Source organism: Faecalispora sporosphaeroides DSM 1294, from assembly GCA_000383295.1.
GTDB classification, from domain to species: domain Bacteria; phylum Bacillota; class Clostridia; order Oscillospirales; family Acutalibacteraceae; genus Faecalispora; species Faecalispora sporosphaeroides.
In genome coordinates this window covers 200623-220334 of the sequence record KB911067.1, presented here as the reverse complement: position 1 = coordinate 220334, position 19712 = coordinate 200623, and the positions used below count along the sequence as shown (strand labels likewise).

16 protein-coding genes are annotated in these 19712 nt (G+C 42.1%); 12 read left to right on the top strand and 4 right to left on the bottom strand.

The window, feature by feature from the left end; genetic code table 11:
* Positions 1-148: 148 nt before the first annotated feature.
* Positions 149-829, bottom strand: a complete 681-nt coding sequence (locus G340_RS17210; protein ID WP_020072498.1) for a J domain-containing protein — start codon at positions 827-829, stop codon at positions 149-151.
* 332 nt (positions 830-1161) lie between these two features.
* On the opposite strand from G340_RS17210, the gene G340_RS0104660 reads away from it, so the two are divergent.
* Positions 1162-1596, top strand: coding sequence for a recombinase family protein (locus tag G340_RS0104660; protein WP_020072497.1), 435 nt, complete (start codon positions 1162-1164; stop codon positions 1594-1596).
* A 59-nt stretch (positions 1597-1655) separates the two neighbouring features.
* Positions 1656-2585: a hypothetical protein gene (locus G340_RS0104655; protein WP_020072496.1), complete on the top strand. Its 930-nt coding sequence runs from the start codon at positions 1656-1658 to the stop codon at positions 2583-2585.
* A 35-nt stretch (positions 2586-2620) separates the two neighbouring features.
* On the opposite strand, the gene G340_RS0104650 is transcribed toward G340_RS0104655, so the two are convergent.
* Positions 2621-3472 (bottom strand): tyrosine-type recombinase/integrase, encoded by an 852-nt coding sequence (locus G340_RS0104650; protein ID WP_020072495.1) that lies wholly within the window; start codon positions 3470-3472, stop codon positions 2621-2623.
* 353 nt (positions 3473-3825) lie between these two features.
* Between G340_RS0104650 and G340_RS16395 the strand changes: the two genes are divergently transcribed.
* From G340_RS16395 to G340_RS0104605, 10 genes are all read left to right on the top strand, one after another.
* Entirely contained in the window at positions 3826-4431 is a 606-nt protein-coding gene (locus G340_RS16395; protein ID WP_020072494.1) for a type III toxin-antitoxin system ToxN/AbiQ family toxin, read from the top strand.
* Positions 4432-4675: 244 nt separating this feature from the next.
* The gene (locus G340_RS17415; RefSeq protein WP_081626930.1) at positions 4676-5011 is read left to right on the top strand and encodes an ArsR/SmtB family transcription factor; all 336 of its coding nucleotides are present in this window, start codon (positions 4676-4678) and stop codon (positions 5009-5011) included.
* An 89-nt stretch (positions 5012-5100) separates the two neighbouring features.
* Positions 5101-5520 carry a DUF2703 domain-containing protein gene (locus tag G340_RS17065; RefSeq protein WP_326522320.1) on the top strand — a complete coding sequence of 140 codons (420 nt, stop codon included), beginning with the start codon at positions 5101-5103 and terminating at the stop codon, positions 5518-5520.
* 14 nt (positions 5521-5534) lie between these two features.
* Positions 5535-7175 carry an FAD-dependent oxidoreductase gene (locus G340_RS0104635; RefSeq protein ID WP_020072493.1) on the top strand — a complete coding sequence of 547 codons (1641 nt, stop codon included), beginning with the start codon at positions 5535-5537 and terminating at the stop codon, positions 7173-7175.
* Positions 7176-7309: 134 nt separating this feature from the next.
* Positions 7310-7471: a hypothetical protein gene (locus tag G340_RS17805; protein WP_020072492.1), complete on the top strand. Its 162-nt coding sequence runs from the start codon at positions 7310-7312 to the stop codon at positions 7469-7471.
* Between the two features lie 61 nt (positions 7472-7532).
* A complete protein-coding gene (locus G340_RS0104625; protein WP_020072491.1) occupies positions 7533-7880 on the top strand; it encodes an ArsR/SmtB family transcription factor in 348 nt (115 codons plus the stop codon).
* Positions 7881-7922: 42 nt separating this feature from the next.
* Entirely contained in the window at positions 7923-9008 is a 1086-nt protein-coding gene (gene arsB / locus G340_RS0104620; protein ID WP_020072490.1) for an ACR3 family arsenite efflux transporter, read from the top strand.
* Positions 9009-9047: 39 nt separating this feature from the next.
* Positions 9048-9443, top strand: coding sequence for an arsenite efflux transporter metallochaperone ArsD (arsD, locus tag G340_RS0104615; protein WP_020072489.1), 396 nt, complete (start codon positions 9048-9050; stop codon positions 9441-9443).
* Positions 9443-11179 (top strand): arsenical pump-driving ATPase, encoded by a 1737-nt coding sequence (arsA, locus tag G340_RS0104610; RefSeq protein WP_020072488.1) that lies wholly within the window; start codon positions 9443-9445, stop codon positions 11177-11179. The genes arsD and arsA overlap by 1 nt, the downstream gene beginning before the upstream one ends.
* Before the next feature lie 10 nt (positions 11180-11189).
* On the top strand, positions 11190-11591 hold the full coding sequence (locus G340_RS0104605; protein ID WP_020072487.1) for an arsenate reductase ArsC: 402 nt from the start codon (positions 11190-11192) through the stop codon (positions 11589-11591).
* Positions 11592-11735: 144 nt separating this feature from the next.
* On the opposite strand, the gene G340_RS17410 is transcribed toward G340_RS0104605, so the two are convergent.
* Positions 11736-12767, bottom strand: coding sequence for a helix-turn-helix domain-containing protein (locus G340_RS17410; RefSeq protein WP_081626929.1), 1032 nt, complete (start codon positions 12765-12767; stop codon positions 11736-11738).
* Positions 12768-12836: 69 nt separating this feature from the next.
* Entirely contained in the window at positions 12837-19700 is a 6864-nt protein-coding gene (locus G340_RS0104595) for an SNF2-related protein (protein ID WP_154653095.1), read from the bottom strand.
* Positions 19701-19712 lie beyond the last annotated feature (12 nt).

Sequence of the window (19712 nt, the reverse complement as noted above, 5' to 3'; positions counted from 1 at the left end):
CTAAATAGCTACCGAAAAACTAGATTTATTAAAAGAGATAAAAGCGGAAGTGCTTCCGCTTTTATCTCTTTTAAATATTACCAACATTCATTAATTTTTTTAATTACGGAAGCAAGAAGTGTTCTCTGCGCTTCAACTAACATTGTTTTTATAGATAAATTCGGTTTGGAAATATGAGCTTTTCAATATTCTTATGTAAATCACTCAGCTTATCTGAACTCCATTCACAAACAGTCGGTAAAGTGCATCCTAATAATGCAATTATTACAGAAATTCCTATGCCAATTCCCAATATAATTATCATGTTAATCTCTTTATGAAAAATATCATTGCTAATCAAATTAACAATTTCTTTTTGCCAGATTACCATATAGAAAAATAGGGATAAGTTTATTGCTGATAGTGCTACTATAACTTTTGATAAAAAGTTTGTTATACCTAATAACATTACTAGCAATAGAAATAGCAGCTTTACAATAGGATAAAATGGTAATAGAAGCAATCTTATTAGTATTTTTAAAACTTTTGTAAGCCAAGTTTGATTTGTAGGTGTTTTTTCATTTTTTTTTTCATTCACAGTACTAGTTTTAATATCTGATTGAGAATTGAATGGTGATTGGCTCCTTTGCGCAATGTCATATTGACTTCTTGATTCCGTGTCACTTAGATTTTCGTAGGCATCTTGAATGAGCCTAAAAAAAGCATTTGCATTTTGTGCATCGTTTAAATCAGGATGATATTTTTTGGCCAAAGATCGATAAGCTCTTTTAATTTCTTGTTGTGTAGCATTTTTGTTAATGCCAAGTATTTCATAATAGTCCATATCCATTTTTAGCCCTCCCAATCAATATATCGGCAATAATATGCTATCATTCACATCAATTGGTATAAAAGCGGAAGTACTTCCGCTTTTATACCAATTTTAAGACGAAAACAGATGGTAACTAAAAATCAGATCCGCTGGAAGTCTACCCAAAAGCGTCGGAATCAAAGTTTCTGTGATTTTGCGCCATTAAGAGTATCTTTATATATCTATCATGGAGGCTTTATCTATAATTCGCTATAACAATAGCGGTTATGAGATGCCTTAAAAGTTGCTGCTATATTTTCATACCTATCAGCATAAAATGAATAGATTACAAATAGTCAGGGTGTGTAGAAATGGACAAATACAGGGCGGCGCTATTTTGTTATATCAATCAGCTGTGTTCGAGAGAAAATGTGGAACAAGAATTACAACATCAGCAGAATCTGTTAGAACGCTATGCTAATATACACGGGATCGCAGTGTTTACCTCTTATCTTTATATTGGTTCAGACCGAATAAATTTAAATGACCCAGTGATTTCCGATATGCTGCAAGATGCAAAGCGAGGGGACTTTGACATAATTCTATCGAAACATTTTGAGCCTTTCATGACGTTCTTTTCTATTGATCTCCCTTTTATTCGCTTATTTTCTGTTACCGAGAAAAAACAGATTGAATTAGGTAAAAAAGATATTGTTCAACTTGATGAGAATCCTATACCTGTCTTCGGGGCAGCTGTATACATTCGAGAAGGTACAAGTACATATCAACGGACATTCAGGTTTTAAGTTGAAGTTCATCTGTTTTTATGCCATAATTGTCGTATTAGTTCGAAAGGATGACAATTATGGCAGTTGAGGCAATAGAACATTATCTTTATAACATATTGACCGTTATGTTAAACGAATACGGAGTTTCAAGTAATTTCACCAAGCAAATCATTAATACAATTAAAACTCAAATTTATTCCTGTATTCAACATTGGTCAGATATATCTTTTCGAAAAGCTCTTCTTTTACTCGGATATGAAGAGGGACTGTTTTATGAGCCAGCCGGAAAATTGGACATCAAGTGCTTTGTCGTTGCAACTATTCGGAACAGCCCACTTGAGACAGCACAGAGTGATAATTTCGGACAAGCAGGATTATCTTCGTCACTAAGTGACGGTCAAGTTAAGGAAATTACCGGGAAAGCAATATCATACTTTAATGCTTTGAATTTTGAAGAGCTTTCTAAAGCGGCAAAAGAGGATGGCCACTTCGATTTTTATGGAGTGCTTGCACAACAATATCCGGTCAGTTGGACAGCTCTGCAAAGGGCGGCCACATCCGTTGGGAAGAAAGTTGTATACACAAGAGTAGTATTTGAGAAGCCTTTTATAATAAAGGATTTTGTTCCTGTAGATATTAACGATCAAGAAGTATTTGAAGCTGTTTTTGATGGTTATTCATGTGAAATTGATCCTGAATTAACAAAGGCTTTGCATAATTCTTTAATCAATAATTATGCTTTTACCGCGGACTGTTTTAAAATGGTCACTAGGAATATTAAGAAGTTGCTGCAAATCATGGAGTTTTTACTGACCCATGAAAGGGCCTTTGTAACCAGTAATTACTATATTGAGAACGGATATATTGAACGTAGAAATCGTCCGTTAAAAGCTGCTCATAATCTTAGTGATATGATAGAACATTATTCTCAAACTTCTGATCTGGGACATAAGCATGCAAAAGTACTGAAAGAGGTATATTCTAAATTAAGGGCTAATACTAAATAAATTGTATATTGGATAGTTTTTGTATATTGGATAGTTTATTTATGAAGCAGGTTAATCTGCTGACGGAGAAAATCAATATTTGATGTAGCATATCGACGTAATGTAAAGCTGACATCAGTGTGTCCCATAAGGGAAGAGAGAGCCTTGTATTCGCAGCCTTTCTCAACTAACCTCGTAGCGAAGCTGTGTCTATATACATGATTGGTGATAAAGTCTATTCCTGTTTTTGTGCGTAGTCTAAGATACAGCTTTTTCAATGCGTTTTCTGTGATCGGTTGTTTGCGAGTGTTATTAAAAATAAATCTATTATAGTGTGGCTGGGCGTCCAGTATTTGTTTAGCTTCTTCGATGAGAGGCACAAGGCGAATTCCTGCTTTTGTTTTACTTTTTCGAACGATAATATAGTTAGCCTTTTTATTATAATCGTCCCATTGTAAATTGCATAGCTCCTGCATACGAAGGCCGGTATTTAGAAAAAACAACACTATATGACCTAAAGGATCAGTTTTTGCAATTTCTTCCACTATTTCCTGTTCTTGCAAAGTGAGTGCGCGAATCTCTTTTTCATCTGCATCAATAGGCAGTGTAAGTTTATGAATTGGATTTCTTTCACAATAGCTGTTTACTATTGCAGTTGCAAATGCTTGATCGAATACCACACGAGCATGATTCAGCGTTGATTTTGAATACTTTTTCCCAAGAAAGTTAATGAACGCCTGCATCTCAATTTCGGTAATATCCCTCATGTCATTATCTAAAAATGGAGCTTTGGCCTCTCTGATTCTGCGGATTGAATCCTTATAGCAGCGATATGTATTTTCTGATTTGCTGTTTTTTATATAGGCTTCAATCCAAGTGTCCAACCATTCGTTTAGAGTAATGTGCATTATTTCAGTTCCTCCTTATATATCTTCCATGAATATCATCGGGTAATACTATTCGTTATTAATATTTGATGTAAGCTATCGGGTGATAAAGCGGAAGCACTTCCGCTTTTTAAACATCTGGACAGCTTGACATATTTTCACGGAATGAGTATTATAATAATATAGGGTAGTATTCTACCTCTTACAGGGCGTCCCACCGCCGTTAAACGTGGCTCGTTTATGCAAGGTGTTCCACCGCCGTTAAGTGTGGCTCGTTTATGCAAGGTGTTTCACCACCGTAAAGAGTGACTTTTAATGGGAAAGGTACGGTTGAGGAAACTTGACCGTACCTTTCTTTTCGTATTGGAGGGTGTATGAGCAAGTTTAAGTTTTATGAAGTTGACAAAGAATACGTCAAGTTTCTACAAAAGCATGAGGGGAAAATCCCGAACATTTCCTATGATACAAATGATAAGTTTGTCTGTGGTGTGCTTTTTGATATAAATGGGATGAAATATTTTGCACCAGTTTCCTCTTTTACAAAGCAGCAAAAGACAAATATCCTGATTAAAAGTGCTTCGGGAAAAATTATTAGCAGCGTCAGACTTTCCTTCATGTTTCCGATTCCGGATCAACTGGTAAGAGTAAAGGACTTTTCCAAGGAAGAGTATCGGTATAAAAGACTTCTCATGGAAGAACTTGATTTTTGCAATAAAAATTCCCATAAGATTGTGAAAAAGGCTCTGTACATATACCAAACCGTCAAAGACGGGTCGGATGCTCTTTTAAAAAAGAATTGCTGTGATTTTGACAGGCTGGAGTCTGTCTACACACAATACCTACAGCAGCTGAATTTGGTGGAAGAGCAGCCCATTGAATCGGGAACTATGGCGGAGCGTTTTGAAAAGGCTCAGGCAAAAGCCACCCAACTCCATGAGGCAAACGAAGCGGAACGAAAAAATGACTGCCCGCAAAGGTAAAAGCGGAAGTGCTTCCGCTTTTAGGAAGAGTTTTTAGGCTGTATTTCCGAAATAAAGGAATGAAGATATTCCTTTTGAACTAAAACAAGAAGCTCCCGTGAATTATTTGTGATATTTACGGAAGCTTCTTGTTTTTTTTGAATACTAAGTTTTGCTCTTGTCATTTATTTAAATTATATATTGACACTTTTCGATTTGGTGCATATAATGTTCATATCGAAGATAATGAATTTGAGGTGTCAACATGGAAAAATATCTGGAATATACAAAAGTATTTAAGGCACTTGGTGATCCCAAAAGAGCTATGATTGTAGATATGCTCTCTTGTGGTGAGCTTTGCGCATGCGAAATATTAGAGAAGTTTGATATGTCTCAATCCACTCTATCTCATCATATGAAGCTACTTTGTGAGTGCGGGATTGTCAAAGGAAGAGAAGAAGGAAAATGGACGTATTACTCGTTGGATGCAGAGACCATAAATAAAACAAAACGATTTTTCTGTAATATTACATCTGATAAGAAAAATTGTATTTGCAGGGAAAATGAAAATCGTTGTAAGGCGTGTGCTGAAAATGAGTAAATGCGGTTGTTCCTCTGAAAATTGCTGTGGGCAGCCCCAGCCGAAAAAGACGATTAATATTGATTTCTTGTATCTGGATACAACGATTTGTGGTAGGTGTCAAGATACGGAAAAGGCTCTGGACAGAGCGGTTTCCGGTTTCCAGTGTTGACGTTGTACTGAACGCAGCAGGGTATGAGATCAAGCTAAATAAAGTGAACACCACAACGAAGGAGCTTGCGATCCAATATCAATTTATCAGCTCGCCTACCATACGTGTAAACGGAAACGACATTGCCGTGGAGCTGCGGGAATCCGTCTGCGAGGACTGTGGAGACCTCTGCGGTGATGCTGTGGACTGCCGTGTGTGGGTTTACAACGGCGTTGAATATACCGCGCCTCCCCAAGAGCTTATTGTAAACGGAATTCTAAAAGAAGTATACGGAGGTAATTCGACTGAAGAACTCGCCCCCAAATATACATTGCTACACAATTTCGAGGTGTTCTTTAGTGGTGAAAAATTACTGTAAAAAGGAGGATTTTTATGCGAATTGTTATAATCGGAGCGGTTGCTGCAGGAACTTCCGCTGCCGCCAAAGCAAAAAGAAACAACGAGGATGCGGAAATAGTAATTTATGAAAAAGATAGTTTTATCTCTTATTCCGGTTGCGGTATGCCTTACTATATCGGTGACGAGATTGAAAGTGCAGATCAACTGACCCCGCGCTCTCCCGCTTTCTTTAAGAGCAAATACAATGTGGATATCCATACCCGACACGAGGTTCTTTCCATCTCACCAGATGTTAAGACCATAACAATTAAAAACCTTATTACCGAGGATATATTCAACGATCATTACGACAAACTTGTGATAGCCACTGGAGCCAGGGCGACCATTCCACCAATAAAGGGCGCGGACAGCCGACATGTTTTCACCTTGCGCAACATTAATGATATGAATCACATAAAAGCCTTTATTGACACGAATCGACCACAGTCAGCAGCCATCATCGGCACAGGCTTTATCGGTCTTGAGGTTTGTGAGAATCTCAAGGGGCTTGGCATAGAAGTAACCCTGCTGGAGAGATTGCCGCAGGTCACGCCGGGACTGGATGCCGATATGGCCATTTATGTTCAGAATCACATTGCAAAGAATGGCGTTTCTGTGTTGACCAGCGTTTCAATTGCTGAAATCACAGCCAAAAGCGTAATTTTATCAGACGGAAAAGAAATCAAAGCTGATATAGTTCTTGTATCCACCGGAGTGCGTCCCAACACGGAGTTGGCGGCAACAGCCGGAATTGGGCTTGGTGTTTCCGGCGCAATCCGGGTGAACACCAGAATGGAAACCAGCCAGAAGGATATCTATGCCTGTGGTGACTGTATCGAGCAATTTCATGTTGTAACAGGAAAACCAGTATATCGGCCACTTGGGTCCACTGCCAACAAGACCGGCCGGATTGCCGGTGACAGCGTCACTGGAGGCAGACTTGAATTCCGCGGAGTGCTTGGTACTGGTATATTTAAAATCTTTGATTTAACGGTTGCCCAGACAGGGCTCTCCGAACGGGAAGCAACGGAACAGGGGTATGAAGTTGTTGTATGCCATAATATCAAACCGGATAAACCGGAATATATGGGCGGCAAGGAAATGGTAATCAAGGGAATCGCTGATAAGAACAGCGGCAGACTTTTAGGTGTGCAGATTATCGGTTCTACTGGGGTTGATAAACGTATCGATATATTTGCAACGGCTATAACTTTTAAGGCACAGGTAAAAGATTTGTTCCATCTTGATCTTGCTTATGCGCCTCCTTTCTCTACCACAAAAGATCCTGTGATGTATACCGGAATGATACTGGACAATGCCATTCAGGGTGGCCGTCCACTGATAACTGCAAAGGAACTGGATGCATTAATGGAATCAGGAGAAACATATAACCTGATTGATGCACGTGTGGCAGGGCAATATGACAAGGGACACATTGACAATGCACAGAGTATTCCCCATTCCAAACTCAGGGATGCAGCCGATGAACTTGACCCGGACGCGATTGCAGTTACCTATTGCAATAAAGGTGTTACAGGCAATGCTGCACAGAATATTTTGATAGGGAAAGGTTATAAAAAAGTATTCAATCTATCCGGCGGTCATAAACAATATAAAAACACACACAAAGAATAACGAGTGCAGTAACAGATAGTTTTTTTAAGCATAATATGCGTATATGCGCATATAAAAATATAAGAGTTGTGAATTTTGAAGATATATTACTTAAATAATTAGCAAATTGATTTTCGAAGGAAGGAGGGATAACAGTGGCAGATTATGTTAGTGATTATTATGGGATTTCAATGCGTATCGAGCAGGAAAGACTGGAAGAAGAAAAAAGAAAAGATATTTTGTTGAGAGATATTATGAAAGAGTTAAAAAGCATTAATGAAAGATTGAAAACAGTTGAAGCAAAATTGGATCAATAATTATAACGTATGCAAATAATATAAATACTTATTTCATTTGCATATTTGAGGAGATGAAATAATGATAGATATTTTTAAGGCATTGTCTGAAGAAAGCAGGTTACGGATTCTATCGATAATTTTAGAGGATGAACTGTGTGTCTGTGAGATAGAATCGTGCTTAAGAATGACACAATCGAATGCTTCTCGTCATTTGACAGCATTAAAAAAGTGCGGAATTCTGGAGAGCTATAAAGATGCACAATGGACGTATTACAGAATAAGCAAAGGTTTTATTCAGGAAAATAAAGAGCTGTGGGAATATTTAAAACACAAGCTCAAAGAGCTTGAAACCTATTCCACGGACTATGAAGCATATCAAAAATGTAAAGTGCAGGGACTGTGCGATTGCAATAAAAAACCACATTAAAGGAGAAAAAATGGTAATGATCACTTTTAGGAGGGGTTATAAATGAATATAGAAGGCGAAGCAAAATTATCTTTTCTTGATCGATTTCTTACACTATGGATTTTCCTTGCAATGGGAGTCGGGATTTTAGTCGGATTCTTATTTCCCGGCATTGCAAAAACTTTGGAGGGCATGAGTACCGGCACAATATCTTGGCCAATCGCAATCGGCTTAATTGTCATGATGTATCCTCCACTAGCTAAAATAAAGTTCGAAAAAATCGGCCGGGTTGCGAAGAATAAGAAAGTGCTTGCACTTTCCCTGATTCAAAACTGGATCGTTGGCCCTATATTGATGTTTATCCTTGCCGTCTTGTTGTTGCCTGATATGCCAAATTATGCAATAGGTCTGATTATCATTGGTCTTGCTCGTTGCATCGCAATGGTTATTGTCTGGAACACGCTTGCAAAAGGTGATAACGAGTATTGTGCTGCTTTGGTAGCTCTGAATTCGATATTTCAGATTCTGCTATATTCCGTGTACATCTATTTATTTGTTACCATCCTGCCAAAATGGTTGGGATTGTCGTGGGGAGGCCAGATCATCAATATTTCAATTTGGGATGTGGCAAAGAGTGTTTTAACATACCTCGGTATTCCTTTTGCGGCAGGTTTTTTAACAAGATTTATTTTATTAAAGGTTAAAAACGAAGACTGGTATGAAAAAGTATTTATTCCAAAGATTTCACCGCTTGCTTTAATAGCACTGCTGTATACGATCGTCGTCATGTTTGTATTAAAAGGACAGTTTATTGTTGCCTTGCCGCTTCATGTTGTAAGGATAGCGATTCCCCTTTTACTATATTTTGCGATTATGTTTCTGGTAAGCTTTTATATGTCCTACAAGCAGGGAGTCAACTATGAGCAAACCATCACACTTTCCTTTACAGCTGCAAGTAATAATTTTGAACTTGCCATTGCAGTCGCGGTGGCTGTTTTCGGTATTTCATCCGACCAAGCGTTTGCTGCAGTTATTGGCCCGCTGATTGAAGTGCCGGTCATGATTTCTCTTGTAAATGTAGCTCTTCTTTTCAAGAAAAAGTATTTCAACAAGAGTGGAATTTCAAAAGAAACCAACAGTAACAAGTAACCATTTTTAACTAATCTATTAAATAAGGAGCGATTTATTATGAAAAAAATGTTTATTTACGAGCCAGCCATGTGCTGCTCAACAGGTCTCTGCGGAGTGGGTGTCGACCCTGAACTTCTCAGGATTTCGACTATCCTGAACACACTCAAGAAAAAGGGCATCGAAATTGAGCGGTATAATCTCTCCAATTCGCCCCAGGAGTTTATAAACAACAAAGCGGTGAACGAGTTCATTAACATTAACGGTGTGGATGAATTGCCAGTTATAGTCGTAGATGGCGAAATTGTGATAACAGGCAGATACCCTACCAACGAAGAATTTATGAAGCTGCTAGATCTTCCTGAAGGTATGTTGGCAAAACAGAGTAAGTCTACAAAAGTGAAAATCACCAGGAAGAAGTCTGGCGGCTGCGATTGCAAGGGAGGCTGCTGCTGATGGAACTTTTTGATCCCTTGATGATTCCTTTGACAAAGTACCTCTTTTTTACCGGGAAGGGCGGTGTTGGTAAAACCAGCATCGCCTGTGCCACCGCCGTATCGATTGCGGACAGCGGAAAGCGGGTATTGCTGATAAGTACCGACCCGGCGTCTAACTTGCAAGATGTATTTTCGATGAAACTGACAAACAAAGGAACACCAATTCCTGATGTTCCCAATTTGGTTGTGGCGAATCTTGACCCAATACAGGCGGCCGCCGAATATCGAGATAGCGTAATCGGCCCTTATCGCGGTAAACTGCCTGAGTCTGTTATTGCCAATATGGAAGAACAGCTTTCCGGCTCTTGTACCGTAGAGATTGCGGCGTTCAATGAGTTTTCCGGTTTTATTACAGACGGTAAGGTACAGCAGGAATACGATCATATTATTTTCGACACGGCCCCTACGGGACACACCCTGCGGATGCTTCAGCTTCCGTCCGCATGGAGCGATTTCATCAGCGAAAGCACACACGGTGCATCCTGCCTGGGCCAGCTTTCCGGCCTAGACAGCAAGAAAGCGATTTACAAGCAGGCCGTGGAAACGCTGGCAGACGAAAACCTGACTACTCTAGTTCTTGTAACTCGTCCCGAAACTGCGCCGTTCAAGGAGGCAGAACGGGCCTCCGGCGAGCTTTCTGCGTTGGGCGTTGATAATCAAATGCTGGTTGTCAACGGCGTACTGACGGAACACAATGACACCTTATCCTCCAGTCTGTACGAAAAGCAACAGACTGCTCTTGCTGCGATTCCCGAAGGCTTACAGACGCTTCCACTTCACATGGTTCCCCTGCGGGCCTATAATGTCACTGGGCTTTCCAATGTGCGCGCCTTGTTAAATACTGACCACGTAACAGTACACACGGAAAAGTTAAACGCAATCCACGTACCCTCTCTAAACAACGTGATAGACGAACTGGCGGCAGACGACAAGCGTGTTATTTTCACAATGGGAAAGGGCGGTGTAGGCAAAACAACCGTTGCCGCTGCTGTTGCGCTGGGCCTTGCAAAGCGCGGAAAAAAAGTCCACCTTACTACCACTGATCCAGCAGCGCACCTTAAATTTGTGCTGGATGAAGCAAGCGGTGTTTCTATGAGCCACATTGACGAGGCTGAAGAACTGAAAAAGTATCAATCCGAGGTGCTTGCCAAAGCCCATGCTTCAGGTATGAGCGATGGGGATATTGCTTATGTGGAGGAGGATCTGCGTTCTCCCTGCACACAGGAAATCGCCGTGTTCCGTGCCTTTGCGGAGGTGGTGGAAAAGGCTGACGATCAAGTAGTGGTAATAGACACCGCACCCACGGGTCACACTCTCCTTTTACTGGAATCTACGCAGAGCTACAACCACGAAATCGAACGCACCAAGGGGGAAATACCCGAATCGGTTAAGAGTTTGTTACCCCGGCTGAAATCCGATGAAACCGAGGTTATCATTGTAACCCTCCCTGAAGCGACCCCCTTTTATGAGGCGTTGCGTTTGGAGGACGATTTAAAGCGGGCGGGGATTGCCGCAAAATGGTGGGTGGTTAATCAATCCCTTTACGGTACGAACACTACCAATCCTATGCTGGCGGCAAAAGCGGCAAATGAAGTAGAATGGCTCAATCGTATTGATGAACATGCTAACGGCAAATTTGCGCTGATTGCGTGGAGCGCCGAGGAAATAAAGGATGATCGCCTGCTAACGCTTTAAGGAGGTAAAAATGGTAAAAGTCGCATTTATCTGTGTCCACAATTCTTGCCGTAGCCAAATTGCAGAAGCGTTGGGCAAACATCTTGCCGATGATGTTTTTGAAAGTTATTCGGCGGGAACAGAGACAAAACCGCAAATCAATCAGGATGCGGTTCGCCTGATAAAGCAGCTTTACGGAATCGACATGGAAAAGACTCAACATTCAAAGCTTCTTTCAGAACTTCCACCGATTGATCTCGTTGTTACGATGGGATGTAATGTCGAGTGTCCCTATCTACCCTGTAAACATAAGGAGGATTGGGGATTGGACGATCCGACAGGAAAAAGCGATGAGGAATTCATTGCCGTCATACGCGAAATTGAAAACAAAACAAAGCAGCTTAAAGTCCGCATTCAAGCCAATTCATTATAAAAACTAATGAAAGAAATATTATGAGCATGAAAAGACAGACGGTAGAAGTATCTATCTTCTGTCTTTTTCGTATTTTGCCTCTCTAAATATTTCCAAAACTAGCGAAGGACGTAATGAATATGCGATTTGCTTTCTTTATGACCTTTACCTACCAATCTTTTCTCTTTTTTTTCCTTTATGAATTGAATTCAACCACTTGGCAAGAAAATGCACACACGTTGATGGTAGTTCTGAAGGACGGACTGACGGACTTTTAGGATATTGTGAGCTTTTTTCACGTAGCCTTTTTGCAGCTAGACTTCTGTGACTTTCACGAAGTGAATGTTTATGTATTGTATTCCTCTTAGCTACCTGAGAGCTAATCTCTTTATTTCTTAGGGTATACGTTACCTTCATTCTGTACTTAGTTCCTTGGGGTGTCATCTGTGACATCAGCGAGGGTGTCAAAGAAGATAAAAGGGCGCAAATAACCCTTCTAAATGAGCTTGAGCAGGGGGCTTTGGCACGAGCGTTTACAGGCGCTTTCAGGTGATATAAATTCACGCTGGTTCCATTATTTCCAAACAGATTACGGCGCGTTTGCTTGTGAATAATTAAAACACCTTTTCTCTCTAAAGCCTTTATAGCGCGAGAGATGGTAGATAAGCTGGTACTACATGAAGTAGCTATGATTTTTTTAGAGGGTTTACATTTCATTGCTTTGCCGGCACGATATAGTAGGAAGCTGTAAACTTTTAGTTCCGCAGGGGACAGGTTGATTTTAAAGATAGATGAAGGGCAGTGGAACAGGCGAGGTTTGCCCTCAGAAGCCTTAGAAGACACTTTTTCTGTATTCGCATCAAAGTTGTCGTCTGATGCATTTGCGCTGTTACAGCTGGTTTCTGCGCCCATGGTTGTTTGAGGATTATCCAGAAATATGTAACGGTTTGATGTTTGCCTGCCATTTGGTCGAAATCTGCGCTGAATCTCTAGTAGCCCTTTATCGCACAATTCTCTTGTAGCCCTTACAACACTGGAATGGCTTATCTCACAGCCTTTTGCAATTGTGCCTTTACTATGAAAGCAAGAACGTGTCTGATTATTTGCACCCATAGACAGGAAACTGAATACCTTAAATGCCATTTTAGATAGATTCAGTTGTAACGCAGCAGAATTACACAAATAGAAATTGCTCATAATATATTTCCTCCTTAAAATAAATCAACCGGAAGGCATTCAGTCCTTCCGGTTGATTATTATTTTGAATTATATACGTTCTGTTTCTCGTTGCTTAGAGATCATTGTGGAAGAGGCCGTTTCTTTTTCGGCACGATTCAGCCGTGAAGATAAATTAGATGGATTTGCTTCCTCACGTATCGAATTGTTTTGTGGCGAAAAATAGCTATCAGTATTAGACCGAGTATCCAATGCAAGTAAAGAATTAAGCTCAATAAGTCGTACACTCTTTGCTCGTAAGGCTTCTTCTTGGGGAAATGGTTTATCTACCTCTAACTGTGTTGCCTCAACTTGTGCATTGAGGTTATCAAGTTGCAACTGGGCTTCTTGTAATCTTTTAGGCATATCGGAAAGAACATTATCAATGCGAATAATGTTGCCTCGACTGTCCTTGCCCAGTACCGCACGGTGTGTTATATTACCTTTCAGAACTAAAGTATAGGCATTTTCGAAAGCATCATAAGAAAGAAGCATTGTAAATCCGCGATAGCTGCCAATCTGCACCGGGTCACGCCCTTTGATTTCCTTGCAGATATCAAGCAGTGCGTTGCCAGCGTTTTCTTTGTCGCTCATTACACAGCCCTGTACCTCCATACCTGCAAAACTATCTTTGGGGTGTGGGTGTGCGGTCAGAGTGTTCATATCCGCTTTCAGGCCTTGAATAAGGCCCTGGTTTTGCTTGATTTGCTCGGGGAAGTGTTTCAGCAGATAATCCTCCATTCGGAAATGCTTGCTCTGGTGATCGGCCTTCATGATCTTCAGCCGAGAAACTTCCACATCCAAATCCATACGTTCTTTAATGCGGGGGTCTCCAGCGCACAGGGCTTTAATCTCCGCGAAAGACAACGCTGCTTCATCTACATCTTCACAGGAACGTACAGGGCTTTTGCTGGACATAATTTGTGATATGAATTTCTGTTTATTTTCTACGGTTTGCCAAAGGTAGGCATCAAATGTTCCTTCGGTGACGTAACGGCAGATATGGACTTTTTTATTCATATTACCCTGCCTCACTATGCGGCCCTGCCGCTGTATGAGGTCGCGCGGTCGCCACGGGCAGTCAAGGTCGTGTATGGCTATTAGGCGATCCTGCACGTTGGTTCCGGCCCCCATTTTGGCAGTGCTGCCGATCAGGATGCGTACCTGACCGCTGCGTACTTTTCCAAACAGCTCTTTTTTTTGAATGTCGGTCTTTGCATCGTGAATAAATGCAATTTGCTCAATGGGAATACTTTTTGTAACTAATTTCTTTTTGATGTCATCATAAACATTAAATGCTGGTTCAGGTTTGGGCAAAGGGATTGAAATTTCTAGAGCGTGTAGCTCCGGGTTATCTTGACTTGTGTTTGCTATCTCTCTTAATTGCTTCGCAGGTGTTGCCTTTGGCGTAGAGATATCGCAGAAAACAAGCTGTGTCAGTTTGTCGGCCTGTCCTTCTCGCCAGAAGTGAATGATGTTGTCTACGCAGCTGTTGACTTTCGTTTCTGGCTCATCCGGAAGCATATCGTTGATGATTCGCTGGTCGAGACCCAGCTTGCGTCCGTCTGATGTGATTTTCAGCATATTATCTATGGATGGATCAACATTTCCAAAATGAACCTCTGTGGCTCGCTCAGAGAGCGTTTGGACTATCTCCTTCTGATGTTCTGTAGGTCTGGATACGAATGTGTGATACTCAACCTCTGGCGTAGGAAGGTTAAGCTGATCTGCGGTTTTGATGTCCGCAACTTCCTTAAAGAGATTCATTAACTCCGGAAGGTTGAAAAACTTAGCAAAGCGTGTTCGCGCACGGTAACCTGTACCTTCAGGGGCTAGCTCCAACGCGGTGGTGGTTTCTCCAAATCGGCTGGCCCAGCAGTCAAAGTGCATCATGTGCAATTCTTTCAAGCGATCGTACTGTAAGTAGCGATGAATGGTATAAAGTTCGGTCATGGAATTGCTAATGGGTGTGCCGGTAGCAAATATCACACCTCGGTTTCCTGTCAGCTCATCCATATAACGGCACTTGGAAAACATATCCGATGACTTCTGCGCATCTGTAGTGGAAAGCCCGGCGACATTTCGCATTTTTGTGTAAAGAAAAAGGTTTTTGTAATTGTCCGACTCATCTACAAACATTCGATCACAGCCGAGCTGCTCAAAGGAAATAACATCGTCCTTACGATTGTCGGCTTGCAGCTTTTGCAGTCGCGCCTCCAGTCCTTTGCGGGTACGTTCTAATTGCTTAATTGTAAATTGTTCGCCGCCGCTTGCTTGTACCTCGGAAATTCCCTCGGTGATCTCAAAAATCTGATCTTGTAATAATTGTTTCTGCCGTTCCGGACTGATTGGGATTTTTTCAAATTGGGTGTGTCCGATAATTACGGCATCGTAATCGCCGGTGACGATGCGGGCACAGAACTTCTTGCGATTATGGGTTTCAAAATCCTTTTTCTTTGTCACTAGTAAATTTGCAGATGGATACAGACGAAGAAACTCAGATGCCCACTGTTCCGTCAGATGGTTAGGAACAACAAAAATGCTCTTCTGCGAAAGTCCGAGGCGTTTGCTTTCCATACATGCAGCTACCATCTCAAAAGTTTTGCCCGCACCTACTTCATGCGCAAGCATCGTATTACCGCCATAAAGTACATGGGCGACGGCGTTTTTCTGATGTTTGCGCAAAGTGATTTCTGGATTCATTCCGGAGAAGGTAATGTGGCTGCCGTCGTATTCACGCGGGCGTGTGCTGTTCATAACCTCATTGTATTGATAAACAAGAGCTTGACGACGTTCTGGGTCTTTCCAGATCCAGTCGCGGAAAGCATCCCGGATGGCCTGTTGTTTCTGTGATGCGAGGGTCGTTTCCTTGGAATTGAGGACACGGCGTTCCTTGCCGTCGGCGTCCTCTACAGTGTCGTAAATACGGACATCGCGCAGGTTCAGGCTGTCTTCCAAAATACGATAGGCATTTGCCCTATCCGTACCGTAGGTGGTGTAGGCAGCTACATCATTGTGAGAAATCTGAGTTTTGCTGGTAATCCGCCATTCGGCGGTATATTCTACATATTTGACCTGAATATTGTTGCGCAAATAGAAAGGTATATTGAAGGTCTCCTCCATGAATTGCTGAATATACGCTTTATCAATCCATGTTGCGCCGAGCCTGACTCCTATTTCTGAAGCGTCTAAATTCCTGGGCTGTGCTTTTTCCAATGCTTCTACGTTGACTTTGAACGCAGGATCACGATCCGCCTCACGGTGAGCCTCCCGGAGCTTTTGTCGGACATTACCGGATAGGTACTCATCAGATGTTTGCCAGATCTCCTTAACAGGATCTTTGAAGATTACGCCGGTGAGATCGGAAATAACCTGCTCTTCAGTCTTGCCTGATAGCTCCGCCATAAAAGGCAAATCTACTTTCGCGCGTTCACCGATAGAAACTGCAAGGGCTTCGCTGGCGGTGTCAACACTTGTCACGACAGTGTGCTGCTTTATGGTACGTTTGGTGAACATATCCGCCTTGCGTTTCAGATGGCCGTCATCGTCCAGTATCTCTAGTGAGCAGAGGAGATAATAGGATGAATCGTCTGAAAACGCAAGGCGATTGCTCCGGTCATTGATAAGACCGTGTTGAGCGTAGAAGGCATCATAGAGCTGGTTTAACTCGGCTTGTTTTTTGAGGATCTCGTCATCTGTGGCGTGTTCATCCAATTGGAGATTTATGAGCTGATACACGCAGTTGCGCAGCTCCACCATCCCACATATGCGTTCTTTTGCCGTCTCGTTGAGATTAGGACGAACCATAAGGCTATTCTCTCGGTAATACACATTGCCTTTTACGATTGTGTAGGAATAGTTTTTAACGTCAGGATTTGCCGGTATGGAATCATCAGCTTCTGTACTCTCACTAAGCTCCGGTAATTCTGCTTCGGTAATTTTTCCTTGGATATAAGAAACGGCAACATGAAGCTGTTCCGTTAAATTTGAGTCTGGGATTGGTTCGCAGGTCGTTTCCTTTTTGTCGCCGTACATTTTGTTATCCCATTTAATGGTTCCCAATACCATCTCAGGGTGATCAGCAAAGTAGCTGTTAACGGGGATGTTATCCTGAGTCAGTCCCAAATGAATCCAGTCTGTGTCAATATCGAGAGGACGATTGCGCTTCTGCAGGAAAAGAATGTCTGTAGAGACTTCCGTACCAGCGTTGGCCTTAAATGCACTGCTTGGGAGCCGTATAGCACCTAGCAGTTCAGCACGCTGAGCGATGTAGCGCCGCACCTCAGGGGATTTCTTGTCCATCGTATAATGACTGGTAATGAAAACGATCAAGCCACCAGGGCGTACCTGATCAAGTGTCTTTGCAAAGAAATAGTCATGAATGGGAAACCCAAGTTTATCATATGCCCGGTCAATCACTTTATAGTTGCCGAACGGTACGTTGCCCACTGCGAGATCGAAAAAGTCACGTCGATCAGTGGTTTCAAAACCAGCAATAGTAATATTCGCATCCGGGTATAGCTGGTTTGCAATTCGCCCTGTGATACTGTCAAGTTCAACGCCGTATAGATTAGAGGCTGCCATTTCTTCCGGAAGCAGGCCGAAAAAATTGCCTACGCCGCAGGCTGGCTCCAGAATGTTGCCGGTTTCAAAGCCCATATTTCCTACTGCTTCATAGATGGCCTTGATAACGGTGGGGCTGGTATAGTGTGCATTTAGAGTGGAAGCTCTTGCTGATTCATATTCTTCACGATGAAGTATATTGTGAAGTTCAATGAACTCTTTTGTCCAATTAGGGTTATTACTATCAAAGGCTTGCGGGATGCCGCCCCAGCCGACATAACGGGAGAGAATCTCCTGTTCCTCTGACGTTGCTGCGCGGCCTTCAGCTTCAATAGCTCGAAGAGTCCGAATAGCTGCGAGATTGTTTCGATATTTGGTCTTTGCACCACCATTGCCTAAATGATCGTCAGTGATTCTAAAGTTTTTGAGTGGGGCCTGCTCCGATGTTATCAAAGCATCGTCGCGATCATCTCGAGGAATACTTTTCTCAATAAGATCGCGGCCTACTACCTGATCAGTCGTCTGTTGATTTGGGACCAGATGATTGCAGGTTGAGGACGAATTAGGGATACTCTGCTCGATTAGTTTCCATTCTTTATCTGGGATAGTAACTTCTATCTCATGGGCGCTTTCTGTGTCACCGATGGTAATTGTATCTCCGTTACGAATGATCGTCTGACCGCTTAAATCGGGGAATTCAGCATGTTTTTGCTGAGAAATTCGCTCCACATCGGAGGTTACCTGTCGAATAAAAGGATCAAGGTTTAGCTTTTCTTCGTCGACGATCCTACCGTCTACGATGCCGGACTGTGCCAGACGCTCGCGAATAGCCACCGGATCAATACTATCGTAATTATCATATTCTTCCTGTGTATAGAAACGATCGTCTTGAATTAACTGTGCTATGCGTCGCTTTACTTTTGCCCAGGATAGATCTGTTATCGAATTGCCCATGGTTACCGGAAAAGCCGGTAGGTTATCGCCAAACTCTGCGCGTAAGAATGCAGTGGCATCCTTGTTGTGGGGATGTACCTGCATATAACGAACAACAGCATGCTTACTCTTAATGTCGCCGTTCCATTCCTGGAGGACAGAGTCAATGTCAGCTTGGCTAATGTTGTGGTGCTGAGAAGAGGGGTAAATAGACATAGAAAAAGCGGAGAGCTGGTTGCTCTCCGCTTCGTCAATTCTTTGAATTTGTTCTTGTACTGTAGGGAAGAAACTTAGCTGTGAATAAGCTCCGTCAGGATCGTTTCCTCGGCTTGCGCCTTCAAGTTGTTCATCAGTCCGACCCAACGCATCGGATTGGATGCTTTCATACTCTCTGTCACGCCCTCTGACTTCATCAGTTCGGGCATCATACGTTCCATTCGCGCCGTCGCTGTTTGATCGATCTCCAAGAGGTGCGGATACAGTTTCTCGCTCAGAAGTAGACTGTTGTACAACACCGGACGATGCTCTTTCAGGTAATTCTTTCGCATTCTCCCGTATTTGCCAAGGCTCTCTGCTGGCTCTGTGATTGCCAAGTTGGGAATCAGATAGTCCCCGTTCCGGTTGTATTTCAGATTGCTCTCCATGTGTAGCGCTCCTTTCAGAGATAAGATTGCGATCATATACTTTAATTGTAGTTTCAATTTGTCTAAGAATTTTTTCGCTGGCGTTACTTAATACCGTGCCAAGTGCGGTCGAAATCTCTGGCGTAATAGAATCAAAAATACTCCAGTTTTCGTTGCCTTCAAAATAGTCAACTGGATTTAAGCTGCAACGAGATAAAATCACATAAGAAACGCTTGCAGCAGCTATATTTCGAAAGCTTGACTTATATTGATCTCTATTATATCCTTCCTCGACATTATCGTCAATGATTTGGAGAAGATCCGTCCGGTATTCCTGCCAATATTCTTCCACCACTTGCCCTGCAACTTTTTCTATGAATTCAGTAAAATTGATTTTATCAGGTATTTTAAATTCGTGGATAAGAGAATCTCTGACCATTTCCTCATGTTCCGAGCGATAGCCCCAAAGCAGAAAAGGATGAGAATGGTGTCTGCTAATAGTATCCGAAATGTCAAAGACATACCGAATTTTGGGTTTATCTCCAGAGGCGTCAATTAGTGCGATTCCCTTTGCACCGCGCCGGATGTAACGGTGCATGGTTTCGTTCCATAGCTTGAAATCCGCGCAGGCTGTTGCCTCTGGCCTTTGGGCATAGATCAACAGTTGCTCATCGAAAGAGTATTTGTATAGCTGTGCGATAGTTGAAAGAAAGCTTGTCCAGTTACGTTTGCTTGAGCAGACGTTTTGAAGAGTTTGTTCGGATAATTGGAAATAAGATTGTATTTTGCTTTGCATATTCTTCTCCTG